We start from the raw sequence: 24,397 nt of genomic DNA on the forward strand, positions 1-24,397 counted from the left end.
GGCTTGGATATATTAATCAACAGAATAATAACTATCACCGCCAGCGCTGCGTGGAACGGTGGAGCAGGGTGTCTTATGAAGTGGCAATTATTAATGGCCTTTTTGGGCTACTTAGGATTTATGATTTGGTTTGGCTGGTGGGTGAGTCGCAATGCCAAAGGCGGTGACAATTTTTTACTGGGCGGGCGCAACTTACCTTTTTTACTCACCCTTGGTACAACTGTTGCCACTATGGTGGGCACGGGCTCATCGATGGGCGCCGTTGGTTTTGCTTATTTAAATGGCTGGGCCGGAATGATTTATGGTCTTGGTGGTGCATGCGGTATTTTACTACTGGCAAAACTGTTTGCTCCAGTGCGTGAGCATGAATTTATGACCATGAGTGAAGAAATATCCTACTACGTTGGCGCTCACCCTGTGGTTAAAAACACCATTGCGGTATTTATTTTTGTTGCCAGTATCGGTTGGTTAGGCGCACATATTCTCGGTGGTGGTATGTACTTAGCATGGCTAACGGGGCTGTCGCCATTTTCAGCTAAATTAATCATTGCTTTAGGGTTTAGTATTTACGTGGTGATTGGCGGTTATGTTGCTGTGGTATGGACCGACTCGATACAAGCATTAGTGTTATTTGTGGGCTTTTTCTTGATGGCGGGGGTAGCTCTTTATGAAGTGGGTGGCTTAGCAGAGATGGCCAATGCGCAACCTGTACTCAATCGTAGCTTTTTATCGCTGGATAAAATTGGCGCAGTGCATGGCTTATCACTGTTTTTTGCAGTGTTAATTGGTGTGTTAGTTGCGCCTTCGTTTCGCCAGCGTATTTATTCAGGTCGGCATGTTAAAAGCATTCGCCAATCATTTTACCTCTCTGGCGGCTTATATTTAGTATTTGCCAGCGTGCCTGCCATTATCGGTATGGCTGCATATGCGCTTAATCCTGCCTTAGAAAACAGTGCATTTTCGTTCCCTTATATGGCATTTGAATTACTACCGTTTGGCTTAGCCGCGTTGGTGATAATAGCAGGGCTGTCGGCGACAATTTCTAGCGCCAGCTCAGATGCCATCGCAGCGGTGAGTGTGTTAATTCGTGATATCTACAGCTTAGTATTCAAGCGTATGCCGCATGCTAAAGATGTGGTGATCCTCTCGCGCATTGGCTTGGTAATGACCATCGGTATTGCTTTATTACTGGCGTTATTAACAAACGATGTGATTGGCTATATAACCAATATGATTGCTACGCTCATGTCGGGTTTGTGTGTGTGCGTGTTGTTTGGCCATTTTTGGCCACGCTTTAATTGGCAGGGGGCGATTACTGCGTTAGTGGTGTCTTTATCGGTGTCATTGGCGATTATTGTCACCCCTAACTGGCTTGCGTATTGGGGGAACCCGATTATGCCAGCCACCTTAGCCTCTTCACTATGTGCCGCAATCGTTACCCTAGTTACGCCAATGCAAAAGCACACATCAGCCCAAGCCTTGGCTATTTTACAGGCAGAGCGTGAGGAGATGCAGCATGATTAAAGTGGCATTTTTTGGCGAAGCGATGCATGAGTTATCGCTAAACGATGAACCGTGTTTTGGTGGCGATAGCTATAATAGCGCGGTGTATTTAAAGCGCTTAGTAATGAGTCATGCTGAGGTCTATTTTGTATCGGCAATCGGCAGTGATGAATTAAGTGATAGGGCTTTCATTCGCTGGCAAAAGCAAGGACTTAATTTACAGTACGTATTACGCAGTGATGTTCGCACTTTAGGTGCTTATGGCATTGTTGTTGATGATAGCGGCGAGCGTACTTTTCATTACGACCGTAAAGACAGCGCTGCCAGAGAATATTTTAATCTTGATAAACAACAGGCTTTTTTAGCGGCACTTAAACATAAGCTATTTGATTATGTGTACTTTTCGGCAATTAGTCTTGCTATTTTAGACGAGCAAAGCAGGCAGTTATTTATGGCCGCGATTGCAGCTTTTAAACAGGCTGGTGGCAAGGTTATTTTTGACAGTAACTATCGCGCGGTACTTTGGCAAAATAAAGCCACTGCGCAAAAATGTTATAAGCAAGCCTATGCCAGTGCCGATATTTTATTGGTCACGGATGACGACCACTTTGGCGTTTTTGGGCATGCTGCGCCTCAGCAATTAGTGGATTTTTATCAAGCATATGCGCATAGCTTAGTGATCATTAAACAAGGGGTGAACGACACCTTAGTTCTGCAACAGCAGCTTCTAAGCCGCTACCCTGTGCTGCCTGTAAAGCGTGTTGTTGATACGACTGGCGCAGGAGATGCGTTTGCCGCTGGATTTTTGGCTGAATATTTACTAACGCAACAGTGCGAACCGGCGGTTAATACGGCGCAACAGCTTGCCGCGCAGGTTATTGCTGTAACCGGAGCTGTTGTTGCCACAACAATTACAACAACGCCAAGCAATCAACTAAGCGCTACCGAACAGGACACTGACTATGAATAAGTTTATGTATTTGCTTTGCATCATTATGCTCATCGGCGCACTGCCAAGTACCGCAAGCGCTCAACCCGCACTTATGCCAATGCCTGCAAAGGTACAGATGCTTGCAGGTAAAACCCAATTAAATGCCGAGCTGGGTGTGTATATTAGTAAACAGCAGCAAGCGTTATTAACGCCATTAGTTTTGAATTCAACGTTTGCCCAGCAGTTTACTCGGCTTGATTGGCGTGATGTTAAAAACGCACAGTTACAAATAAGCATCAGCCAAAGCGCTGCGCCTTTACCTTATTTAGGCATGGATGAAAGCTACGAAATTGTCATTGCTGATAACACCGTAAAGCTCACCAGTAACAATCAATATGGTATGTTACGCGGCCTTGCAAGCTTATCGCAGTTATTGTTTAGTGCCGAACAGCCTCGCGAGCTGACAAACCTAACAATAACCGATGCACCTACTTACCCGTGGCGAGGGTTATTGTTTGATGGTGTGCGTCACTTTTTACCGATTGCGGATGTAAAACGCACGCTACGTGGCTTGGCTTCAGCCAAATTTAATGTGTTTCATTGGCATTTAACCGATGATCAGGGCTGGCGCATTGAATTAACTAGTTACCCTAAACTGCATCAACACGCCTCTGATGGTTTGTATTATAGCCAAGCCGAAATTAAAGAGGTGGTTAGCTATGCGGCTAAGTTAGGTATTCGAGTAGTGCCTGAATTTGATGTCCCTGGGCATGCAAGTAGCATTGTACTTGCTTACCCTGAGCTTGGCAGCGGCACAACGTTAACGCAAATAGAGCGTTGTTGGGGCGTTTTTAAACTGTTACTCGACCCAAGTAACCCGAAGGTGTATCAGTTCATTGATGAAGTGGTTGCTGAGCTTGCTGAGTTATTTCCTGATCCGTACTTGCACATTGGCGGCGATGAAGTCGATGATAACGATTGGCAAAAAAATAATAACATACAAGCTTTTATGGCGGCAAAAAAATTAGCTGATAGCCATGCTTTACACGCCTACTTTAATCAACGGGTCGCTAAAATTTTAGCAACACACAATAAGCAGATGATTGGCTGGGATGAAGTGCTGCATCCTAGTTTACCAAAAAATACCTTAGTGCAGTCATGGCGCGGGCATCACTCACTAAGCGACATTACCAGCGCAGGCCATGATGGATTACTCTCAAGTGGTTTTTACATTGATCAACCACAATGGACTAGCTATCACTACCGTAATCATCCTATTCAGCCAGCGCAAGCGATTGTTACCGCAAAAAATATTGTAGGGACGGTGGAATTTACCCTGACGCGCTTAAAAGGCAGTGCTGTTGTTGGTGATGTTACTATTTTTAGCAATCAGCAAGGTAAGTTGCATGGCAAAGTAAGTATTGCAGGTAAAGGCAGCTTTCTTACAGCGAATGTGAATAGGGTTGCCAAACACTACCAGTTGCAGATTGATACTTGGATGGGGCCAACCAAGCTGACTATTAGCGTTGATAAGGCATCGAGCGAGCCTGCAATGATCGGTAACACTCCCTATAAATTTACTGCAGCAGTTATTGATAACCCCTCAGTTAAACAATTAAACCAAGCATTAACCGAGCAACAGCACCGCAAAAAAACAGCCAATGTGCTTGGCGGTGAAGCCACCGCTTGGGCTGAACTTATTACCAGTGATAATTTAGATACGCGTATTTGGCCAAGACTCTATGCAATAGCTGAACGTTTTTGGTCACCGGCGAGTTTAACTGACGAGCGAGATATGTATAAACGCCTTGCAGTGATGGACAACTTTGCTGATCAACAACTTGGTTTATTGCACCAACAACAGTTTATTAAGCGATTAAAGCAGCAACCAGCAGTGACCAGCACTGATCTGAATGCCTTACTTACTTTTACTCAGTTAATTGAGCCTGTGCATTATTATACTTTACACCATTTAGCGTTTTTACGTGGTGACTACCATCAACAAGCGCCACTAAACAAGTTAGTGGATGTATTACCGGTAGAGAGCTTAGCCCTTAAGCTGTTTGATTATAGCGTTGCTGATTACCAGCAACAGTGTGGCAGTCAACAGCTCAGCGCACTGAAAAATCAATTGCTTAGGTGGCAGCAAGTACTTAACGATAACCGTCAGTTGTTTTTAACCATCAGTGAATGGCAAGCCAGCTATTTGGCGATTATGACGGCGCTAAAAAATAAAGATGAGTTAAATAAAACGCAGGCCATTGAGATCAATAATGGAGTGATTGCGCAGGTTATAAACTCTATTAACCTGTTAAAGCAAGCGCGGTTAATTTGCAGCCATTAACAGATTGCCGAGGTTTAAATTAAATGCCCTAATTAGGGCATTTAAAAGTATTAAGTTTAATTACTTGGCATTAAAAATAGCTCTCGAACATTACAGCGTTTGTCTGCTTCGATGGCGAAGAGCACGGCATCGGCTACATCTGTTGGATCGAGTTTGTCGGGTTTAGCTTCATCAAAAAATGGGGTATTTACCATGCCAGGCGCTATGGTGGTACAGCGGCCTTGCCACTCTTTCATTTCTTCTGCGAGGTTTTGTCCAAAGCCGTAAGCAAACCATTTTGTTGCACCATACACAGACCCTTTTAGCGCAATCCGTCCTGCGGCTGAGCTGGTTAAAATAAAGTGCCCAGTGGTTTTTTTAAGGTGTGGCAGAGTGAGTTTTGCAGTGTAAAGCAGTGCGTTGATATTTATATCAATCATTGTTTGCCATTGCTGCGGCTCGCCTTCTTCAACTCCTGGAGTTTGTACACCCATACCGGCATTGGCAAATGCGACATCGAGTCGGCCAAAGTGTATTACACCTGCATTAACGACTTTTTCAAGCGATGAAAAATCAGTGGCATCTGCGCAAACGGCTAATGCGTTATCAGCCCCTAACTCTTCAACCAGCACATTAAGTTTATCTTTACTACGAGCAGTCAAAATTACTTTATGACCGTTTGCGACTAACGTTTTTGCTGTCGCTTCACCAATACCGCTTGAAGCACCTGTAATTAGTACAACTTTTTCTTTGCTCATGACTTCCTCCTAGGTTAAATCTGAAACTGGTTTCTTTAGTAATGATAGTAACAGTTATGGATTAACCTCCATTGAATACTTATCACATAAACTAAGTTGGCTTTTAACTATATGATTTTAAATCGCTTTCAAGGATTTAAAGAAAAGATTAGGTTTATAGTTATTATGCTATATAATCGCGCGGTTTCGCTTTGAGGCTAGCTGATTTTTTCGCGGGCTACAAATCGCAAATGGTTATATCGGCTCAAACTTTTTGGCTTATAACAATGTGGTTTTAACCTTGTGTAAGCTATGTTAAACCTTGCTCAATTGCAGCAATTATTACCGGAAATAAAACGTGAAAGATAAGCTTTTAGTATTTTGGCAAAACCATTCAGAAACCATAATGACTTTAGGTTATAACCTGATTTTAGCGTTGGCTATTGTTATAGCTAGTGCACTTATTGCGCGCTCTGTTAAAAAAGCGATTCAAAACACTAAGTCGCCTCTAAAGAAGATAGATAAAACCTTACTGCCGATCCTCTCGAGTGTGCTGGGTTACTTGGTATATACCCAAACCACCTCAAGATGCAGAATTCAGCGTTTCACAGGGGCTTAATATCAAGGCGTTACTTTGCAACAATGGCAGTCCCTTTTAAGAAGTAACAACGATGAGAGTAAGTTCCTGTGAAGCGCCCAGAGGGTTGGTTTAAAAGCGATTTATACTGCGTTATTGATTTTAACAATAGAACCACTATTATTTGCAATCAATGCCTTGCCTAAATCGCTTTTAATTCCAACTGAAACTCACATCTTGAGGTGGTTTGGGTATAAATCATTGCTGGGTTGTTTATTTTAGATATTTTTGGCGTTAATACAGCAAGTTTAATTGCGCTGATGGGGGCGGCTGGCCTTGCAATAGGCTTAGCACTTAAAAATACCTTAAGCAACATAGCAGCAGGCATAATGTTGCTGATATTAAGACCATTTAAAGTAGGTGACTTTGTCGATGCCAGTGGCACTGTGGGCTCTGTAAGCGAAATAAACTTATTTACCACCATTTTTAAAACTAATGATGGCCTGTATATCGCGTCACCCAATGGCAAAGTATGGGGTGGTAATATTAAAAATTTCACCCGTAATGGTAAAAGGCGCATGGATATTGTGGTGGGTATTTCGTTTGCTGATTCAATCGATGATGGCTTAAAGGTACTTAAAGAAATCGCCGCGTCAGAGAGCCGATTATTACCAGAGCCTGCACCAAAAGTAATGGTGACTTCAATTGGTGAAAGCGCGGTGAATATTCAATTGCGTGCATGGACGGTGAACGGCGATTATTGGCAAACTGTGTGGGATCTTAATAAACGGGTGAAAGAGTCTATTGAGCAAGCGGGGCTAACTATTCCATTTCCACAGCGTACGCTACATATAGCAGAGTCGATGGCCTCGGCGATCACCGTTAACAAAGATCTATAAAAGTCGCGTTTAAAGGTATCTAATTATAAATAAAGCCAGTCAGTGTTAGTTGACTGGCTTTTTACTTATACAGGGCTGATTTTATTGTTAGCAGTCACTATTGGCTGACAGTGAAAGTCACGTCAAGATCATCACCAGCGGTGACCGTAATAGGTTTAACTTGGTACAGGGTAAATGCTTCATCTTGTATTTCAGCATCATCAATGTGTGCCGCGCAGGTGTAAGCTAATTGATAATCACCCGGGGTGATGAAAGCAAGCTCAAACTCATATTGATTGTCTTCGCTATCAAATACCACATCGGCTGTTGCCAGTGGCGCATCAGCAGGTGTTTCATCCTCGTTTACTTCGTAAATATCCAGTGGTGCTGCTACATCACTGCTATAAAGGTAGAGTGCATGAGCAAATGAGCCATCAGCAGCGGCAAGGGCGATGTTATCTGTTTCACAGTTGGCGATGAGTGCATCGCTCACAGTACCTTCAATATCTTCTGACTCAGCTAGGTTCTCTAAACGAACGCCGCGAGGTTTTAAGAATATTTCATCGCTATTTTGTGGATCGACAAGGGATTTTTTCAGATCAAATTCAAGTACAAAATCATTGTCTGCTTGGTTGAGGGTAAAGCCGTCAAGTTGGATTTCACCAATGCCGTCATTCCCTTTGCGTTTAACAACCAATGGTGCAATGCTACCGTCTTCATAAACAACGTGCGAGGTCATAGTGAGATCGTTTTCATCGCCAGTATAGTCAAGCAGGTTTACCATTTCAGGTTTGCTTTCGTCATCCGCTTCACGTGTTGCAAAGGTAATATCTTGCCCAACTTCAGCTTGCCTTAGGGTGATAGAGTTAAATACGACATTAACTTCGCGTAAGCCGCTAACAGGTGCATCAGATACACCTAGACTAAATTTTGCAGACTGCGGTGTTGTTGGTGAGTCATCGTTGTCTGAGCCACCACATGCAGTAAGCGCAACTAAAATAGCGCTACTTAATAGTGTTGTTTTGATATTCATAATTTAACCTTTTCCTCAGTGTTGGCATCAGTATAGAGGTTAATACTTAACGTAACTTGAATTGGTGTTAATACATTGTTTCAATGTTGGGGTTGGGTATACATTTTGAGCAAGACTAAGCAGTGTTTTGATGGTGTGACTCAACTTGAATTATGGCATTCGCGGCTACTTTAATAGTCATGATGCAAACGCGATAGATCAATAAAGCGAGGAACAAATATGCAAGTCTTAGATTTAGAAAACAAGGTGAAGTAACCATATTTATGCTGCTTGTTATCGACTCATTATTGCTAAGAATTAAGCTCTCGCAGCGAAAAATCCCGCTGTTTGCTTATCTCAACGGCAATTTTCCACCAATAAACCCAGTTTAGTGTAACTGGGTTTATTGGTGGAGAAACTCACTCGCAGCACAAATTAACGCTGAAATGCATACACAGAGCCTAAATTTAAAATGTGGGTTAGCTCATCGAGCGCTTGGTAGCTTTCGGTTAATAAATTAGCATCGGCAAAGTCGTCATTACAGAGTTTGTCGCGGTAATGTTTATTTGCCCAATCACACAGTTGTTGGTACTTACTATCGTTTAAAATAACCGCAGGATTCACTGCCGCTAGCTCTTGCTGATTAAGCGCTACACGTAAACGTAAACACGCTGGGCCACCACCATTTTGCATGCTCTGTTTAAGATCAAAAAACTGCACTTGATTGATTGGGTTATCAGCACTGAGCAGCTCATTGATATAGGCATTTACTGCGCTGTTATTATGGCACTCTTGTGGCGCTACCAGCAGCATTTTACCATTACTTAAACTCACCAACTGGCTGTTAAATAAGTAACTGGTTACGGCATCTGTAATGCTGACTTTTGCACTTGGCACTTCAATAATGTGCAGCGTTTCATCACCTTGATAAGCATGTCGAAGTTGTTTTAAGGCATCGCTTTGATTTAAAAAAGCTTGTTCATGACAAAGTAGAACATTGGCGTTACCCACGGCAATAACATCGTTATGGAACACACCTTGGTCAATCACCGCGGGATTTTGTTGCAGTAATAATTGACTCGATGATTTTAATTGATGTAATCGGCAAATGGCTTGCGATGCCTCGAGCGTTTGCCGTGCAGGAAACTTACTTGGTTTTGGTAATGCGCTGTTAAAACTACTTGCACCAAATACAAACAGCTCTAACCCTTGTTTGCCATGTGCATCGGTTAGGCGAGTATGATTAGCGGCGCCTTCATCGCCGAAAAAGCCCTGATCGGGTAAATGCTCATGATGACTAAAATAGCTGTCGTTATTGAACATGGCTTTGAGTAAGCGAGTTGTGGTAGCAGGCTCTAACGAACGATGAAACTTATTGTTCAAGTTAGCCGCAGTAAAGTGTACTTTGCCATCGAGGGTATCCGCTGAGGGGGAAACTGTGGCTGCATTTGCAGTCCACATTGCCGAGGCTGAATAACAGGCACGTAAAAGTACCGGATCTGCCTTAAATGCTTTGCTGATCACTTCACTATCTTTACCAGTAAAACCTAAACGACGTAATACGTTGATGTCAGGTCTGGCATGCGGGGCAAAAACACCTTGGCTAAGCCCTAAATCATGCATTGCCTTCATTTTTGCAAGGCCTTGCAGTACCGCCTCTTTTGGATTTGAGTAACTAGCTGCATTACTTAATGATGCAACGTTACCATATGATAATCCCGCGTAGTTGTGAGTCGGGCCCACAAGGCCATCAAAATTTACTTCTACTGCTGTCATTATTGTCCCGCAATTTTACTAATTGAGTGTCATTAAACTATACAGAAAATAACCTGCGATGGTTTAATTAAAATTAGCTAATTCTAGCTCTACCGTTTGTAAGTTCTGTTGCAAACGTTTTTGCGCCGCGAGTAAATAAGTTTTCTGTTGCGATATTCTTGCTTGCTGTTGACGCAGTGCTTTATAAATAACGCGTTTCGGTAAATCATAGTGCTCTGATGCTTCACTAATCGTTAATTGATGTACCGATAATTTTTTTAGCGCTTCGTCTAAGTGCGGATAGTTATTTAACATATCTACGCTCCTTTTCTGACGTAGTGTGTGGATCATTGGCATGGTGTACATGCCAAACACTAATGTCTAAGTGCCATAATAGATACAACATGTGATAAAAGTTAGTCATAGCTCGCTCCCTGTAAACGAGGTAAATGAAGATAAAACTCACTATTAATGAGTTACCTTTTCTATAAGGAAGATCTATGCCAGAGTTAATATTTATTTTTAGTTAAATAATATCAATGACTTGTGTTTGTTCTGCTTATTGTCGATTGAGTATAAGCACTAATGTAGTGAAAAGTGATGATGGCTTTGCACTTTGCTGGAGCAAAAGGAGTGTATTAACAGTAAATATACATTATTATAAATTAAACCTTGCAGTTGTTAGTTAACGCATTGTATAAAAATGAGTTTTTAATGATAATTGTTTTAGTGGTGATGTTTTGCCTTGGATTTGGCCCTTATATGTACAGCCATTTTTTAAATAACTAATTAATATGTCCTATTATGTTTAAATTATTATTCTTATTACTATTTTCTAGCGCACCTTTTGCTGGGGAGGTTTTTACTGCATTCCCATCAACTATTGATGCGACGCAAAAATATGTGTTTTATTCTCATGGGTTGATTGTCGAAGGTACTAACCCAAGGCCAGTTAATTCGCGTTGGGGAACTTATGAATTTCCAGAAATAAAAGCAGCGCTTGCAGACACAGATTATAATCTGATTGCATATCACAGGGCTAATAATACTCAGCCTAAAGCTTTTGCCCAAAAACTAGCAAGCGATGTTCGTTTGCTCATCGCAAAGGGCGTTCCAGCTGGCAATATTTCACTGATTGGTTTTTCCCGTGGTGGTGCTATTACTATTTTGACCTCTAATCTATTGGCGAATAATGATGTAACTTATATTATTTTGGCTGGTTGTGGTCGCTATTTGCAAAATAACCCAGAGTTAAACGTGCATGGAAGTATTTATTCGATATTTGAAACTTCGGATGATGTGGGTTCTTGTCAGTTGCTAATAGATCGTAGTAAAGGTGTGAAGCGTTTTACTGAAATATCAATCAGCACCGATAAGGAGCATGGCGCTTTTTATACACCAATAGCTGAGTGGGTGGTACCAGTAAAAACATGGCTGAAACAATCAACCCATCATCGTGCTGCAAACTAGATGCACAAGTCTATTTAAATTAACACTAACAAGGAGCCGTTTTGGAAATTAGGAAGTTAAATGCCTTGCGTGGCATAGCTGCAATGATTGTTTTTATAACCCATTTTAGTGATATAACTAACTGGTTTGATGGGGTGTTGGGTGGTGGCTCCGGCGCATATGGGGTGATGCTGTTTTTTATGTTGAGTGGCTTTTTAATGTCATACCTCTACTTAGAAAAAGCGTTTAATAAAGAGCATGTAAAACATTATTTTTTAGCCCGAGCGGGGAGAGTGCTACCACTTTATTTAGCTGTTGTCTTAGGCTCATATTTATTCACTCAGTTTGACCAAAACCTGTTGTATGACATACCTAACGTTAATATTCTATTGGGTCACTTATTGTTTTTACATGGTGAAAGCGTGCTATGGTCTATCCCGCCAGAGGTGCAGTTTTATCTGATTTTTATCATTTTTTGGGCTTTTGCTAAAAACCGAGCTGGGTATATTTATGTATCAATAATCACGGTGATGCTTGTCTTGTTTTTGACAAATTTTCCTAGGATAAGTGGTGATTTAAATGGTATTCCCTACAATGTGTTTAATTCAATCCGAAGCCTTCCTTTCTTTTTTGTTGGGGTTATTTTTGGTTTACATTACAAGTCATTAGTAATACCAAGCTACCTTAAAAAGCATTGCTTTGTATTTTCGCTTTGTCTGATACCGTTATTGTATCCAGAGTTTACGCCAGTAACATCCGACGCTAAACGTAAGATGTGGTTAAGTTATGAAGTACTGCTGGTAATGAGTAGTGTGTTTTTTGCAGTCGTGTTTTTGGTTCCTGATAATAACGTTTTGTTAGTTAATAAGATCACTGATTTATTAGGTAAAGTCTCATATTCTTTGTATTTACTGCATATGCCGATTATCGTGCAAGTGAACAAACTTAATTTATCTATAGAAATTAAATTGTTAGTTTCACTATTTGCCAGTGTCTTGTTGGCATATCTGTCGTATAGCTACTTTGAAAAACCTATAGCAAATTTAATACGTAGTACTAAATCGAGTAACATAAAAAACGCGACTAAAGCTTTGATATAAAAGCTTTAGTCTGAGGTAATGAGTAGTGTGCAAATATTATGACAGCACTACTACGGTAATTGGATTAGTTAAAACCCTTCAAGTACCAGCTTACCGCGCGATTGATGAGATTCTAAAATTTCATGTGCTTTGAGTAAATTCTCAACGTTAATTTTCCCTAAATGTTGCCCTAGGGTGGTTTTAATGGTGCCGTTATCAACCAACGCTGCTAATTCAGTAAGTAACTGATGTTGCGCTATCATATCCTCGGTTTGAAACATTGAACGGGTATACATAAACTCCCAATGCAGTGAAATACTTTTACGCTTGAGCTTTAAAATATCAAAACTGGCTGGGTCGTCTATTAACGCTAATTTACCTTGTGGCTTGATCACTTTGATGATTTCATCAAGATGTTGATCGGTATGAGTTAGGCTTATTACATAATCAAATTCAGCAAGGTTATGCTCAGTTCGTTGTGCCTCTAAGCTTTGCGAGTGATCAAGCACTTGATCAACACCTAATTCGTTTAGCCATTTTACACTATCGGCTCTTGATGCAGTACCAACAACGGTTAAGTTAGTAAGCTGTTTTGCCAACTGCACTAAAATTGAGCCTACACCACCTGCGGCGCCAATAACTAATAATGAAGCTGGTTTAGCATTGTTACCTTTGGGTATTTGCAAACGATCAAACAGTAGCTCCCACGCGGTTATACTGGTAAGCGGTAAAGCAGCCGCTTCAGCGTCGCTAAGTGATGACGGGGCACGGCCAACAATGCGTTCATCTACCAGTTGCAATTGGGCATTGCTGCCTGAGCGAGTTAAGTCTCCGGCGTAATACACTCGGTCGCCAATATCAAATAAACTAACCTTGTCACCAACGGCTTTAACGATACCTACAGCATCCCAACCAATGACTTTATGGCCGTGTTCTGGGCTTACATTGGCACGGATTTTGGTATCCACGGGGTTGACTGAAATAGCATTTACCGCCACCAATAAATCATGGCCCTGCGCCGTTGGTGTTGGTAACTCGATAATTTCGAAAGAATCTTCGCTGAGTGTTTTTGTAGCTGCTTGGTAACCAATGGCTTTCATGAGTTGCTCCGTTGAATCAAATTTCTATATGCACACTATAGCGCAGCTTTATAATAGAAAAAGGGTGTTATGACTGAATCACTATCAAATGTTTTTTGATAATTGTCTTTACCTAGGCTAAATCTGTATTGAGTTTATCGAGTAGTGTCATAAGTTGTATTGCTTCTTGCTCATTGATTGAAGAAAACTGACAGCGTATTTGCTGAGGAATTGCAGCTGCTTGCTGTTGCATTTTCACTCCATACGGCAGCAATTTGACAAGTTTCTTGCGCTTGTCATCGTCATCTTTAATAACCACTAATAATTGTTTATCGGTCATTTTTTTTAAAATTTGGGTCATTGCCCCACCGTCTATGGCGGTTTTTTTCAGCAGCTGGGCAATGGTTATTTTATCTTCTTCCCATAACGCCATCATCACCACGTATTGTGGGTAGGTGAGCTCAAGCGCATTGAGGGCATCTCGATAGGCACGCACTACAGAATTGGATGCCATATACAAGCGATGACAAAGTTGATTATCTAATTTTAGTTGTGGGTATTTCATAACGACTCTCGCATAGTGACAGGGTATTTTAGTTTGTATGCAAAATATTTGCAATGCTCACTAAATTGGTCTATTGTTTTGCATGCAAAGTAAATTTAATCCTCACTTAAACAAGGAAAATACCATGAAAGAATTACTACAAGTCGCTTACACAGCTAAAGCAACTGCAACGGGTGGCCGCGAAGGGTCTGCAAAATCTGACGATGGCCGTTTAGATGTTGCACTTTCAACACCAAAAGGTTTAGGCGGCGATGATGGCCAAGGTACAAACCCTGAGCAGTTATTTGCAGCGGGTTATGCAGCTTGTTTTATTGGCGCATTAAAATTAGTGGCAGGCCAAGCTAAAGTAAAATTGCCAGCAGATACACGCATTGACTCAGAAGTATCGATTGGTCCAATCGAAGGTGGTTTTGGTATTGCGGTAAAATTAGCGGTGTTTGTTGGCGATGTTGATAAAGCCACCGCAGAGCAATTAGTGGCTAAAGCACACGAAGTTTGCCCATATTCAAATGCTACCCGTGGTAATATCGCGATTGCATTGTCGGTTATCTAACTTATTGTAAATTAAGATGATTTATATTTATAAAAGGCGTGTTTAAGATAGAAATGCGCCTTTTTTGTGGCTATTTTTTTATAATTCTGTGCTTATTAGATCACCACTTATAACGAAGAAGCGCAATTGTGATAATTCGTACTTAACTTTGCAATCCTCGCTAAATAGTATTTGCACACCAATTAATGGGTTTTTTTCAACAAAATAGATTAACTTATGAATAATTGAACTAGAATGTAAACGTAGTTTTAATTAAAGGATAAGTGGAATGCGGCAGTTAGCGTTAGCAAAAAAATTACTTTGGCTCACTTTAGGCAGTATATTTTTAACCGTATTGGTATTGTCGAGTGTGCTGTGGTGGCAACTTTCAAGTAGTAATAAAGTACTTTCAGTGCAGGCTGAAAAACTGATTGTTGCAGAGGTAGAAGACAAACTCGTCACCAACGCCGCAGCCTACGGTGAAAAAATTGCTGGTTTTATTAATGAAGCTTATCGTGTGCCTTTTTCACTGGCTGCAACATTGGGTAGCCAAACTGCAGCAGATAGTTTAACGCGTGAATCTGTGGAGCAGCTCAACCGCTCAATTATTGTCGGTAACTCATTACTCTCGTCTATTTATTCTCAGTTTGAAGCCAATGGTTTTGATGGTGAGGATCAGCAATATATGAATGGCTATGCTCACTCTGTGGCAGATCAGGGCACCTTAGAAATTTACTTTACGCGCAGCCGTGAAGGTGTGATTGAACAACAAGTTGTTGAAGATGCAGCAGAAAAATACGTTACGACCTTAAACGAATTTGGGCAACGTGAAGCCGAATGGTATTTATGTGCCAAAGACAACCAAAAACCATGCATTATGGAGCCCTACCTTTACGAAATATCGCCAGGTTACTCAGAAATGATGACCTCACTGACTGTGCCAATACTTCGCGACGGTAAGTTTATTGGTCTTAGTGGTGTTGATATTACACTGCCAGTTTTTCAAACCATGACAGAGCAGTTATCAAAAGAGTTATATAACGGTCAAGCGCGCGTGACACTACTAAGCTCGCTCGATTTGATTGTGGGCAGTAGTCACTATAAAGAAAAATTAGGACGTCCACTTAAAGAAGCCGTGCCAGCAGCGATTTTTGATCATTATAGCAGTTTAAATAAACAGGTCAGTGTGCAAAAGGTTAACAGTGAGTATTTAGTTAACTATCCAATAGACATTAAATTAGCAGGAAAAAAATGGACACTGTTAGTAGAAGTGCCAGCGGTGCTTGCATTACAAGGCCCGCAAGCGCTTAGTGCCAGTATGCAAGATAACGCCAACACCCTCGGTGGGCTAATTTTGATCTCGGGTTTAGTAATTGCAGGTGCTGCATTTATCATTATGACGTTAGTTGTAAAAAGCATTGTTGCGCCACTACAACAAATTCAACAACGGGTTGATAATTTAGCCAGTAGCGAAGGGGATTTAACGCAAACTTTAAGTGTTGATAGCCATGCTGAATTAATAGCGCTTGCTGTAGGCTTTAATGCATTTTTAGAAAAATTACGTGATTTGATTGCACAACTTAAAGATGTATCTGGGCAAACCAAACAACAAGCTCAAATTGCCGCCCATGTTGCGGTTGAGACAAAACAGAATGTACAGGCGCAATTTCAAGAAATTGAAAGTGTAGTAACGGCAATGAACGAAATGAGTGCGACCGCACTTGAGGTCGCCCGTGCATCTGAGCAATCAGCGCAACAAGCCGATGAAATTAATACCTTAGTGGTGCGTAGTGAAACAAGTTTATCTTCTGCGGTATCGCAAGTAAAAACCATGTCAGAAGAAATAAAACAAGCTAATCAGGCAGTTGAAAAAGTAGCCGCACGTAGTAACGATATCACCCAGATTTTAGATGTGATCCGAACCATTTCAGAACAAACTAATCTATTGGCACTCAATGCAGCTATTGAAGCAGCTCGCGCTGGTGAGCAGGGTCGTGGCTTTGCCGTTGTTGCTGATGAAGTCAGGGCGCTTGCTTCAAAAACACGTGCCTCAACAGATGATATTAGTGGCTTAATTGACAACTTACAGCTAGAAGTTGGCAATGCATCTAAAGTGATTGAGCAAGGAGTCGTGAGAGCACAAACTGCGGTGGATGAGACTACCGTTGCCTTTGATGCCTTGCACAGTGTGGTGGTTAAAGTGGAAGAAATTACCAACCAGATCACCCAAATTGCAACCGCTGCTGAGGAACAAAGCTCTGTCACTGAGGAGATCAATCGTAATTTAACGTTGATCTCCGATGCCGCGTCACAATTGGCCGAACTATCAACTCAAGCGGGCGATGGTAGTCAGATGTTAAATCAACTCGTTGCGCAACAAGATGACGAGTTAAATAAGCTAAAAACATAGTGAATTAACCGCACTTAATTATCGCAGTAATGGCGAAGGTAGCAAGGCTACTTGAAAGGGTATCAAGTGCTGCGTAAATTACTATTCTATCGCCTTTAAACATGTAAGTTTACACGTTTAAAGGCGTATTTTACTTATTAAATTTCTTCGGCTTTACTTAGCTCTACAGTTAAAATTGTTCTTTTATCCACAACTACCCATTCGCGGTACGTAGTATAACCAGGCTTACTTACCTCGACATCGTATTTGCCTTCTTTTAGCTCAATACCACTTTCATATTTGGGTTTGATATTCATAATACGTACGCGTGCATCAGAAGGCTGAGCCGCTACAGTTAAGGAAATTGCTTCAACAACTTCTTCAACAGGTGTTTGCGCTTGCGTTATGGTATCTTCAGATACTTGAGCTGTCTCATCTACCGTAGCAGTAGTCGAACAACCACTTAGTATTAATATTGCAGCTAAGGCGCTTATCTTTTTCATAAAAACTCCATATTAATTTAAAATGCTGAAAGCCCTGAAGGAGTAAGTGGAAGTAAGGTAGCTTCCAAGTCATCCTTGACTCTCGTAATACTAATTACAGCGAATTAGTGGTCTATTAGTGAGTTATTTAACTCGCTAGAATAATCATATTTTTAATAAAATTGGCATTAAAGCGAGTAAAGACCATTATAGTCCTACTAGCTTAGAATCTTAATTAGTAAACAGCTGCTATCAGTGGCTGCCAGTGAGTACTATTTTATAGCAAACTATCAAGCAAACGGGTTATCTCTTCACTTCGCTCAACTAATTTTTCAGCTGTTTTATACATTTTTTGCTTTAATAAGCCATTTGCCATTGTAATGTAACGCTTAGATAGCTCTTCTTTAAAAGCGACTAACAAAGTAAAGTCATTCGGTAAATCAGTTGACTCTGAGTTAACTAATTCTTCTAAGGCGAGTAATTCTTGATAATTTTCAATTGTCGCTAATTTTTCAAAGTAACGGTCAAATCGAGGTTGATAGAAAATTATTGCATCTTTAGTCGGAAAAGTTGCTTGCTTGCCTAAGTTTATTTTCTGCTGATAAAGGCTTAGCACTTCTATTGCTGATTCCCTTTTTAATAACTCATTAAATTGTAATTCAGACTTCTGCTCGGCTGTGAAGATAGCTTTCCCTACATCTAATAACACTTTTTGAGCAACCACATTATCATCTTCAATTGATTGATCTAAGGCTATTTTGAAGTTATTGATGTGTAGTTCATTTGGCTGATATACATAGTCACTATCAACATCTTTTAAATCATCAATTAATTTAATAATGTTGTTATTTTCAAGTTCATCATAGCGTGATTGTTCTAATAACAAGTCAATTCTTGATGTTATGTCAAAGATGATTGATTGGCGCTCTCTTAAAACGCTTTCTAATTGAACGGTTAGCTTTTCAGAGTCTGGGTAGTATTCCAAAGCGTTAGAGTACAGGCTAATCGTGCCATCAAAATCCTTGAATTTACCAGACTGATTATTTAACTGATTAGCTTTAGCATTGAAATCTTGTAAGATGCTTGCTTGATTGACTCTTAATAACCCCTGTTTAAGCACGTCATACTGAGGAGGGATCTCCGCAAGTTTAGTCAGGACCTCAGGGCCGTGCCAGGACATCCAAGTTGCAACTTGCTGGTTAATTGCGTTTGCATTTTCAAGCTTTGCTTCTAACTGCTTTATTTGGGTCGAATTTGAGGCATAAAATTGGCTAATAAAGACGGCAATGGCGATCACACATACACTTGCGGCGATAGCTGGTTTGAAATTGCTTGTAAGTTTGCTTGATACAGCCTGTAATGAGTCTAACCTTTTCGTTGCATCCAATGACATTGCTTTTTGTAAACGACCCCAAAGCCATACTGGGCAATTGCTAGGGCGTTTTGCTGTAGTCTCTTTGGGGAGCTTATCGGCGGCAACCCGATCAAATGGGTGCTTACTGCTCAATAGTTCATAGGCAATACATGCATACGAGAAGATGTCATCTTTTACCGACGCGTCAGCCCCTTTAAGTTGCTCTGGGCTTGCATAGGTTGGTGTGTAACCACCGACAGCTGCGACATTTTTACTATTGTTAAAAGCATAGGCATCTTCGATTGTTTTATGCTTAGCAATGCCAAAGTCGAGAACTTTCAAGCGTCCATTAGAATCAAAAATAATGTTAGAAGGTTTTAAATCATTATGAATAACGTTGCGTGAGTGGGCATAAATCAGGGCATCAGCAAGTTGTTGCAGGATGACATTCGCTTTTTTAAAAGGCATTCCTGAAGGTTTATTACGTTTTATTATTTGTTCTAATGTTTCGCCATCAACGAGTTCCATCGTCACATAATGCAAATCACCATCAGCACTGGCTGAAAATACTTTGACAATATTAGGATGTGAAAGTTGTTGGGTTTTAGTGGTTTCATCTTTAAGCAAGGTTATTGCTTCTTCAGATTGACTAAACTCTTCTAGTAATACTTTGAGCGCAACGTGTACTTCTGGACTGCTAGGACTTTCTAAAAATAGATCCCTAGCTCTGTAAATGTAGCACATGCCTCCTTGGCCAATGAGTTCCTCAACTAAATATCGTCCAGATATTTTTTTACCAATTAAATTGAGTTTACTTTTTGGTTGGGAAGATCTAACGCTAGAATCCAGCGCAGCGATTTGAGTTTTATCATTTGAGTTATTGATACCGCTCATTATAAATCCTTTTATTGTAGATAGTTAAATAATTGCAAAGGTAGTTTTTTGTAATTTTTATCAATATTCCCTTTGATTAGCCCGCTATTTTTACAAAAATTAGCACTATAAGCAATGTTTCTATTGTAGTACTTCTGGTAATTATATGTTTATTTTATTTGTTAGATATTATTTGTGGTGTTATATGTATGAAAAACAGGGAACTAGAGAGGTTGAGTTGATTTTTAATAGGAACATACACGCTTAATTTTATTGTCTTTAATAGTTTAAATAAACAAAAAATAAGACTATATCATTAATGTTTATTTGTCGTTTTGAATGACCCTCAAATATTCCATATATTAATTTCAATGTTGACAATAGTTTCCCTTCTAATTTATTCTAATGGGAATGTAGAATATGGGATTAACACGTCAAATGGAACTGATACTAAACATTACTAGTTATCATCGACTCTCGCCTGAAATTGAAGCATCTAAAACGGTAACAGACTCACTTATTTTTGGTCGCTCAGAAACATGTGATTGGCATCTGCCAGATCCTGAAAAAATTATTTCAAGCAAGCATGGTCGTATCGAGAGGGAAGGTGATTCGTTTGTTGTGATTGATACCTCTACAAATGGTATTTATTCAAACTATAGTGTCTCAGCAATTGGTCAAGGTAATAAACAAAAATTATCTGATAGCGATATTTTAACGGTCGGTGATTTTCAAATCGAAGTGAAAATCGCAGCTGCTAAGTCAGCTATTCCTGCTGTTGATGAGTTTAATTTAGTAACCAATGCAAAAACTAATAACGCCGCTATTCCATCGCAACATTTTGATTCTAATGGTAGTAACTCAAGTTCTGAGCATTTTTATAATGACTCAATTATGAATGAATCGATGCCCGATGTTTCTATGGCTCAAGCTGAACATTCACAATCGCAGAGCCATATTCCAGAGAATTGGGATGAGATCGCACATTTATTGAACCCTGACATGGCTAATACTAGCAATCAACATGCAATAGCTAGTGACGCGGTGCCCAGTATAACTGAGCCTAAAATTGCAGCACCTGTAGATATACAGCCAGAAGTAGCAAAGGAACTTCAAGTCTCTGCTGCAGCTGCACAACCCACGGTAGAAGCACAATCAATAGCGAATAGCGCAGGACTAACGGGTGCCTTTTTAAAAGGGCTCGGGGTCAAACCTGAATTGCAAAATGCGTTAACGACTGAAAAGTTATGGTTTGAAATGGGCCAAGGGTTAAACCTTCTTTTAACAGAATTGATGGAATCGTTACGCCAAAGAGCATTGGTGAAAAACCAATTACGTGTGAATCAAACGATGTTTCAAACCCAGCAGAATAATCCAATTAAGTTTTCGGCAAATATAGATGATGTTATTCAGAACTTATTCATAATCAATAGTGCAAGCTTTCTGTCTTCTCGAGAATCGATTAAAGAAAGCTTTATCGACACTCGTAGGCATGAACATGCTTTATTAGCAGGAGCTGATGGTGTACTAAAAGGAATATTAGAGCAAGTTTCACCTTCTCACATAAATCAACAAGTGAACAATAACTCTAATATTTTGAAAATAATTCCTGGCCAATCGGAATCGAAAAGCTGGAAGTTGTATCAAAACCTGCATGACGAGTTATCACGTGACGTTAATGCTAAAGGTGCAATGGCATTATCAGATGATTTCCTCAAAGCATACAATGATAAAATTCAAGAAACTTTTTAAAAAAAGGAAAGTAAATAATGCGTAACGTTAAGCTCTACATACTGAGTTTTAGTTTACTATTTTTGATAATGGGTTGTTCAACAATGAATAAATTTGTCCCGCCATCAACAGAATTAATCATTAATGTATCAGAAAATGTAAATCCTGATACTTCTGATCGGCCGTCTCCAGTTGTAATGAAAATCTTTGAGCTTAGTTCAAGAACTATATTTGATACACAAGACTTTTTTAGTCTGTATGAGGCGCCAGAAAAGTTACTAGGTCCTGATTTACTTAAAAAAGATGAGTTAGAATTACAACCGGGTTCAGTACAAAATTATGAGATGAGCCTTAATCGTAATACTCGCTATGTAGGAGTGGTGGTCGCGTATAGGAATATAGATCAAGCCAGATGGAGAGCGGTAATAGAAGTCGATCCTACTGGTTATGACGATATCGATGTAAATGTTGAATCAATTGCAACATACATGAGAGAGCATTAATAAGGATATAAAATGAGTGATACCACTCGTGTTGCTTGGACTGAAGGGATGTTCTTAAGGCCACAACACTTTCAACAATCAGATAAACATTTTTCACATTTAATTAAGCAAGTGTGTAATGGTAATTTAGCTGATCCTTGGGGAATTTTAGAGTTAGATATTGACACGGAACTGTTAAATACAGGGCAATTTGCAATCGATTTTTTGTCGGCAATTACTCCTGATTTACTGCCGATTGATATGCCAAGGTCAACGTCTTTACCTGAACCGCTGGTTGTTAACAAGGACACCTATAATGAAATTGTTTATTTGGCAATCCCGGCACTGAAAGCCAGTGGTATTAACATCTCAGCTGCGGACGAAAATTTAGTTACCCGTTATAAGCTCACCGATTTAGCGGTAAATGATGATTCATTGGGCCCGCAATCACAAGAGACCATTCAGGTTGCAAAAATTTACAGCAAACTGGTATTAGGGTCAGATGATCACGCTGGATTTATACTTCTACCTTTGGCTAAAATTGCAGAAGTTAGTACTGAAGGTAGGATCAAGCTTGATAGTAAGTTTATTCCAGCTTCGTTAAAAGTAGCGCAATGCAAGCCTCTATTAGGGTTAGTAAGAGAGATAGGCTCAATGATCAAGCAACGATCAGAGAGCATTGCTGTGCGCCTATGCCAAGGTTATGCGGGCAGCACCTCGGTTGCTGATTTTATAATGCTGCAAACGCTTAATAAATACGATGCGGTATTTGATAGCCTGTTAACGGTTAATAATTTACATCCAAATATTCTTTATACACGCTTAATTGAACTGTCGGGTGAACTGGCAACATTCAGTACTGCTAATAAACGAGTTCCTAAACTTCCTAAATATGAACATGATAATTTAGGGGCCGTATTTGGTGAAATCGTTAACTTCTTATATCAATCTTTAAGTCATGTGATTGAGCAAACAGCGACAGAAATTAAGCTTGAGCAAAGTAAATTTGGTATTTCCTTTGGTGCATTAAAAGATAAATCGATTCTTGATTCTGGGCAGTTTATTCTCGCTATTAAGGCGAGTGTTCCCCATGAAGAGTTACGTAAAGTTTTACCTTCTCAGGTTAAAATCGGTAGCGTTGAAACTATTCGTGATCTAGTTAATAACCAGATACCAGGTATAACAATCAGCAGTTTACCTACAGCACCAAGGCAAATTCCGTATCATGCAGGTTTTCATTACTTTGAGTTGAACAAGCATGGTCAGCATTGGGATAAGCTGCGCACTAGTGGTGGCATCGCCATTCACTTATCTGGTAGTTACCCAGAGTTACAATTAAGCCTTTGGGCTATACGAACTTAACTGTTAAAAGGAAGAGTTTCAATGGATGAAACCATTATCAAACCACGCCCTGGCAGACTTGGGCGTGACATTTCAAATAACTCAAAAGCAACGACTGATCCTGAAAAAACAGTGATGTCTATTGAGCCAATAGCAAATGCTGTTTCTAGTAATGCGAAAGTTTCTATTTTCAAAAACCCATTACTAGAAGCTGCTACCGATTGCTTTTCACTGGTTATATCAATCAACCAAGCTAAAGAAATGACAAATTTAGCCGCTTTGAAGCATCGCTGCGTTGAAGCGATCAAGCGTTTTGAGGTTGAAGTTAGAAACCAGATACTACCCAAAGAAGTAATTGAAAATTCACGCTATTGTTTATGTGCAGTGTTAGATGAATCTGTTTTAAACGCTAAGTGGAGTTCGATGGAATGGGCTGATGAGAGCTTGTTGTCAACTTTCCATAAAGAAACCTTTGGTGGCGAGTATTTTTATACTCTATTGGATAATGCACTTGGGCAACCAGAGCAACATAAAGCGTTTTTAGAATTACAGTATCACTGCTTAAATTTAGGTTTTAAGGGCAAGTATCGGGTTGATAGTGTTGGCGATAATAAAGTTGAAGAGTATCGTTCTCGCATTTATCACCTATTAAATCAGTTAGATGGACCTATTAGCAACAAGTTATCGCCTAATTGGAAAGAACGAGTTGCAGCAGGTGTTGAACTTAGAAATCAAGTACCTCTTTGGGTTATTTTTTCAGTGTTAGGTTTAGCATTATTAATAGTCTATCTGTTTATCAATATGAAACTTAATGACCAAGTTGTATTGGTGAATGAGAAGTTGGCGGTGATCCATCCATTAGCACAAACGCACAGTGTTGATAAAAAAGATCAGCAACTGCAAGTGTTAGAACAACTTTTACAAACTGAGATTCAGATGGGGATAGTCTCTATCGAAAAGAGCAATGATCGCATTCGGATCACTATCAATAGTGAAAGCTTGTTTAACCAAGGAGACTCAAAGTTATTACCTTCATTTCAGCCAATACTTGAAAAACTAGCACTGAGTTTAGAAGGTACAAAGGGGCGTATTTTAATTACAGGCCATACCGATGACACGCCTATTCGCACCGACAAATACCCCTCTAATTGGCATCTTTCTTTAGCTAGAGCAACGCAAGTTGCTAATTCTATGGCTAAAAGTACTAACCTTAGCGGCCGCTTATGGCCGGAAGGTAAAGGTGCTGCCGAACCAATCGCTAGCAATTCAGATTCAGCTTCTCGGTCATTAAACCGACGAATTGAAATTGATTTATTATTTTAATG

Annotated in this window: 20 protein-coding genes and 1 pseudogene; 13 read left to right on the forward strand and 8 right to left on the reverse strand. The window is 40.1% G+C overall.

All coding sequences use genetic code 11. From position 1 onward, the window contains the following. The first annotated feature begins 75 nt into the window (after positions 1–75). The 3 genes from ENH88_RS07885 to ENH88_RS07895 are packed head-to-tail and all read left to right on the forward strand — an operon-like array spanning position 76 to position 4,778. Entirely contained in the window at positions 76–1,524 is a 1,449-nt protein-coding gene (locus ENH88_RS07885; protein ID WP_304181430.1) for a sodium:solute symporter family protein, read from the forward strand. Continuing rightward, a complete protein-coding gene (locus tag ENH88_RS07890) occupies positions 1,517–2,473 on the forward strand; it encodes a sugar kinase (protein ID WP_304181431.1) in 957 nt (318 codons plus the stop codon). The genes ENH88_RS07885 and ENH88_RS07890 overlap by 8 nt, the downstream gene beginning before the upstream one ends. Beyond that, positions 2,466–4,778 (forward strand): family 20 glycosylhydrolase, encoded by a 2,313-nt coding sequence (locus ENH88_RS07895; protein ID WP_304181433.1) that lies wholly within the window; start codon positions 2,466–2,468, stop codon positions 4,776–4,778. The genes ENH88_RS07890 and ENH88_RS07895 overlap by 8 nt, the downstream gene beginning before the upstream one ends. Positions 4,779–4,834: 56 nt before the next feature. On the opposite strand, the gene ENH88_RS07900 is transcribed toward ENH88_RS07895, so the two are convergent. Further along, positions 4,835–5,515, reverse strand: coding sequence for an SDR family oxidoreductase (locus ENH88_RS07900; protein WP_304181435.1), 681 nt, complete (start codon positions 5,513–5,515; stop codon positions 4,835–4,837). A gap of 337 nt (positions 5,516–5,852) precedes the next feature. Between ENH88_RS07900 and ENH88_RS07905 the strand changes: the two genes are divergently transcribed. Together ENH88_RS07905 and ENH88_RS07910 are read left to right on the forward strand one after the other, a co-directional pair. Next, positions 5,853–6,113, forward strand: a complete 261-nt coding sequence (locus ENH88_RS07905) for a hypothetical protein (protein ID WP_414704820.1) — start codon at positions 5,853–5,855, stop codon at positions 6,111–6,113. Positions 6,114–6,328: 215 nt separating this feature from the next. Beyond that, a pseudogene (locus ENH88_RS07910) lies at positions 6,329–6,970 on the forward strand (mechanosensitive ion channel family protein); the annotation flags it as partial. Between the two features lie 97 nt (positions 6,971–7,067). On the opposite strand, the gene ENH88_RS07915 reads toward ENH88_RS07910, so the two are convergent. The 3 genes from ENH88_RS07915 to ENH88_RS07925 form a co-directional block, all read right to left on the reverse strand. Next, on the reverse strand, positions 7,068–7,982 hold the full coding sequence (locus ENH88_RS07915; protein ID WP_304181438.1) for a DUF4382 domain-containing protein: 915 nt from the start codon (positions 7,980–7,982) through the stop codon (positions 7,068–7,070). 414 nt (positions 7,983–8,396) lie between these two features. Then, positions 8,397–9,737, reverse strand: a complete 1,341-nt coding sequence (gene astB / locus ENH88_RS07920) for an N-succinylarginine dihydrolase (RefSeq protein ID WP_304181439.1) — start codon at positions 9,735–9,737, stop codon at positions 8,397–8,399. 63 nt (positions 9,738–9,800) lie between these two features. Continuing rightward, the gene (locus ENH88_RS07925) at positions 9,801–10,031 is read right to left on the reverse strand and encodes a helix-turn-helix domain-containing protein (protein ID WP_304181442.1); all 231 of its coding nucleotides are present in this window, start codon (positions 10,029–10,031) and stop codon (positions 9,801–9,803) included. Between the two features lie 489 nt (positions 10,032–10,520). Here ENH88_RS07925 and ENH88_RS07930 point away from each other — a divergent pair, with 489 nt between their 5' ends. Then, positions 10,521–11,186: an alpha/beta hydrolase gene (locus tag ENH88_RS07930; protein WP_304181443.1), complete on the forward strand. Its 666-nt coding sequence runs from the start codon at positions 10,521–10,523 to the stop codon at positions 11,184–11,186. Between the two features lie 41 nt (positions 11,187–11,227). After that, positions 11,228–12,265 carry an acyltransferase family protein gene (locus tag ENH88_RS07935; protein WP_304181444.1) on the forward strand — a complete coding sequence of 346 codons (1,038 nt, stop codon included), beginning with the start codon at positions 11,228–11,230 and terminating at the stop codon, positions 12,263–12,265. A gap of 68 nt (positions 12,266–12,333) precedes the next feature. Here the strand turns inward: ENH88_RS07935 and ENH88_RS07940 are convergent, their stop codons facing one another. Beyond that, positions 12,334–13,344 carry a zinc-binding alcohol dehydrogenase family protein gene (locus ENH88_RS07940; protein WP_304181445.1) on the reverse strand — a complete coding sequence of 337 codons (1,011 nt, stop codon included), beginning with the start codon at positions 13,342–13,344 and terminating at the stop codon, positions 12,334–12,336. A 112-nt stretch (positions 13,345–13,456) separates the two neighbouring features. Continuing rightward, on the reverse strand, positions 13,457–13,888 hold the full coding sequence (locus ENH88_RS07945) for a MarR family winged helix-turn-helix transcriptional regulator (RefSeq protein ID WP_304181446.1): 432 nt from the start codon (positions 13,886–13,888) through the stop codon (positions 13,457–13,459). A 124-nt stretch (positions 13,889–14,012) separates the two neighbouring features. Here ENH88_RS07945 and ENH88_RS07950 point away from each other — a divergent pair, with 124 nt between their 5' ends. Both ENH88_RS07950 and ENH88_RS07955 read left to right on the forward strand, forming a co-directional pair. After that, the gene (locus ENH88_RS07950) at positions 14,013–14,441 is read left to right on the forward strand and encodes an organic hydroperoxide resistance protein (protein ID WP_304181449.1); all 429 of its coding nucleotides are present in this window, start codon (positions 14,013–14,015) and stop codon (positions 14,439–14,441) included. Positions 14,442–14,709: 268 nt separating this feature from the next. Further along, positions 14,710–16,830: a methyl-accepting chemotaxis protein gene (locus ENH88_RS07955; RefSeq protein WP_304181451.1), complete on the forward strand. Its 2,121-nt coding sequence runs from the start codon at positions 14,710–14,712 to the stop codon at positions 16,828–16,830. Positions 16,831–16,967: 137 nt separating this feature from the next. On the opposite strand, the gene ENH88_RS07960 is transcribed toward ENH88_RS07955, so the two are convergent. Further along, positions 16,968–17,312 carry a PEGA domain-containing protein gene (locus ENH88_RS07960; RefSeq protein ID WP_304181453.1) on the reverse strand — a complete coding sequence of 115 codons (345 nt, stop codon included), beginning with the start codon at positions 17,310–17,312 and terminating at the stop codon, positions 16,968–16,970. Positions 17,313–17,568: 256 nt separating this feature from the next. Beyond that, positions 17,569–19,539 (reverse strand): serine/threonine-protein kinase, encoded by a 1,971-nt coding sequence (locus ENH88_RS07965; protein ID WP_304181455.1) that lies wholly within the window; start codon positions 19,537–19,539, stop codon positions 17,569–17,571. Between the two features lie 417 nt (positions 19,540–19,956). Between ENH88_RS07965 and tagH the strand changes: the two genes are divergently transcribed. From tagH to tssL, 4 genes are read left to right on the forward strand one after another with little or no spacing between them, the layout of a single operon-like run. Then, positions 19,957–21,270 (forward strand): type VI secretion system-associated FHA domain protein TagH, encoded by a 1,314-nt coding sequence (gene tagH, locus ENH88_RS07970; RefSeq protein WP_414704821.1) that lies wholly within the window; start codon positions 19,957–19,959, stop codon positions 21,268–21,270. Between the two features lie 17 nt (positions 21,271–21,287). Beyond that, positions 21,288–21,752 carry a type VI secretion system lipoprotein TssJ gene (gene tssJ / locus ENH88_RS07975; protein WP_304181457.1) on the forward strand — a complete coding sequence of 155 codons (465 nt, stop codon included), beginning with the start codon at positions 21,288–21,290 and terminating at the stop codon, positions 21,750–21,752. A 12-nt stretch (positions 21,753–21,764) separates the two neighbouring features. Then, positions 21,765–23,093 (forward strand): type VI secretion system baseplate subunit TssK, encoded by a 1,329-nt coding sequence (tssK, locus tag ENH88_RS07980; RefSeq protein WP_304181459.1) that lies wholly within the window; start codon positions 21,765–21,767, stop codon positions 23,091–23,093. 21 nt (positions 23,094–23,114) lie between these two features. Beyond that, positions 23,115–24,395, forward strand: a complete 1,281-nt coding sequence (tssL, locus tag ENH88_RS07985) for a type VI secretion system protein TssL, long form (protein WP_304181460.1) — start codon at positions 23,115–23,117, stop codon at positions 24,393–24,395. The last annotated feature ends 2 nt before the right edge of the window (positions 24,396–24,397 follow it).

Source organism: Pseudoalteromonas prydzensis (genome assembly GCF_011050055.1).
Lineage (GTDB): Bacteria > Pseudomonadota > Gammaproteobacteria > Enterobacterales > Alteromonadaceae > Pseudoalteromonas > Pseudoalteromonas prydzensis_A.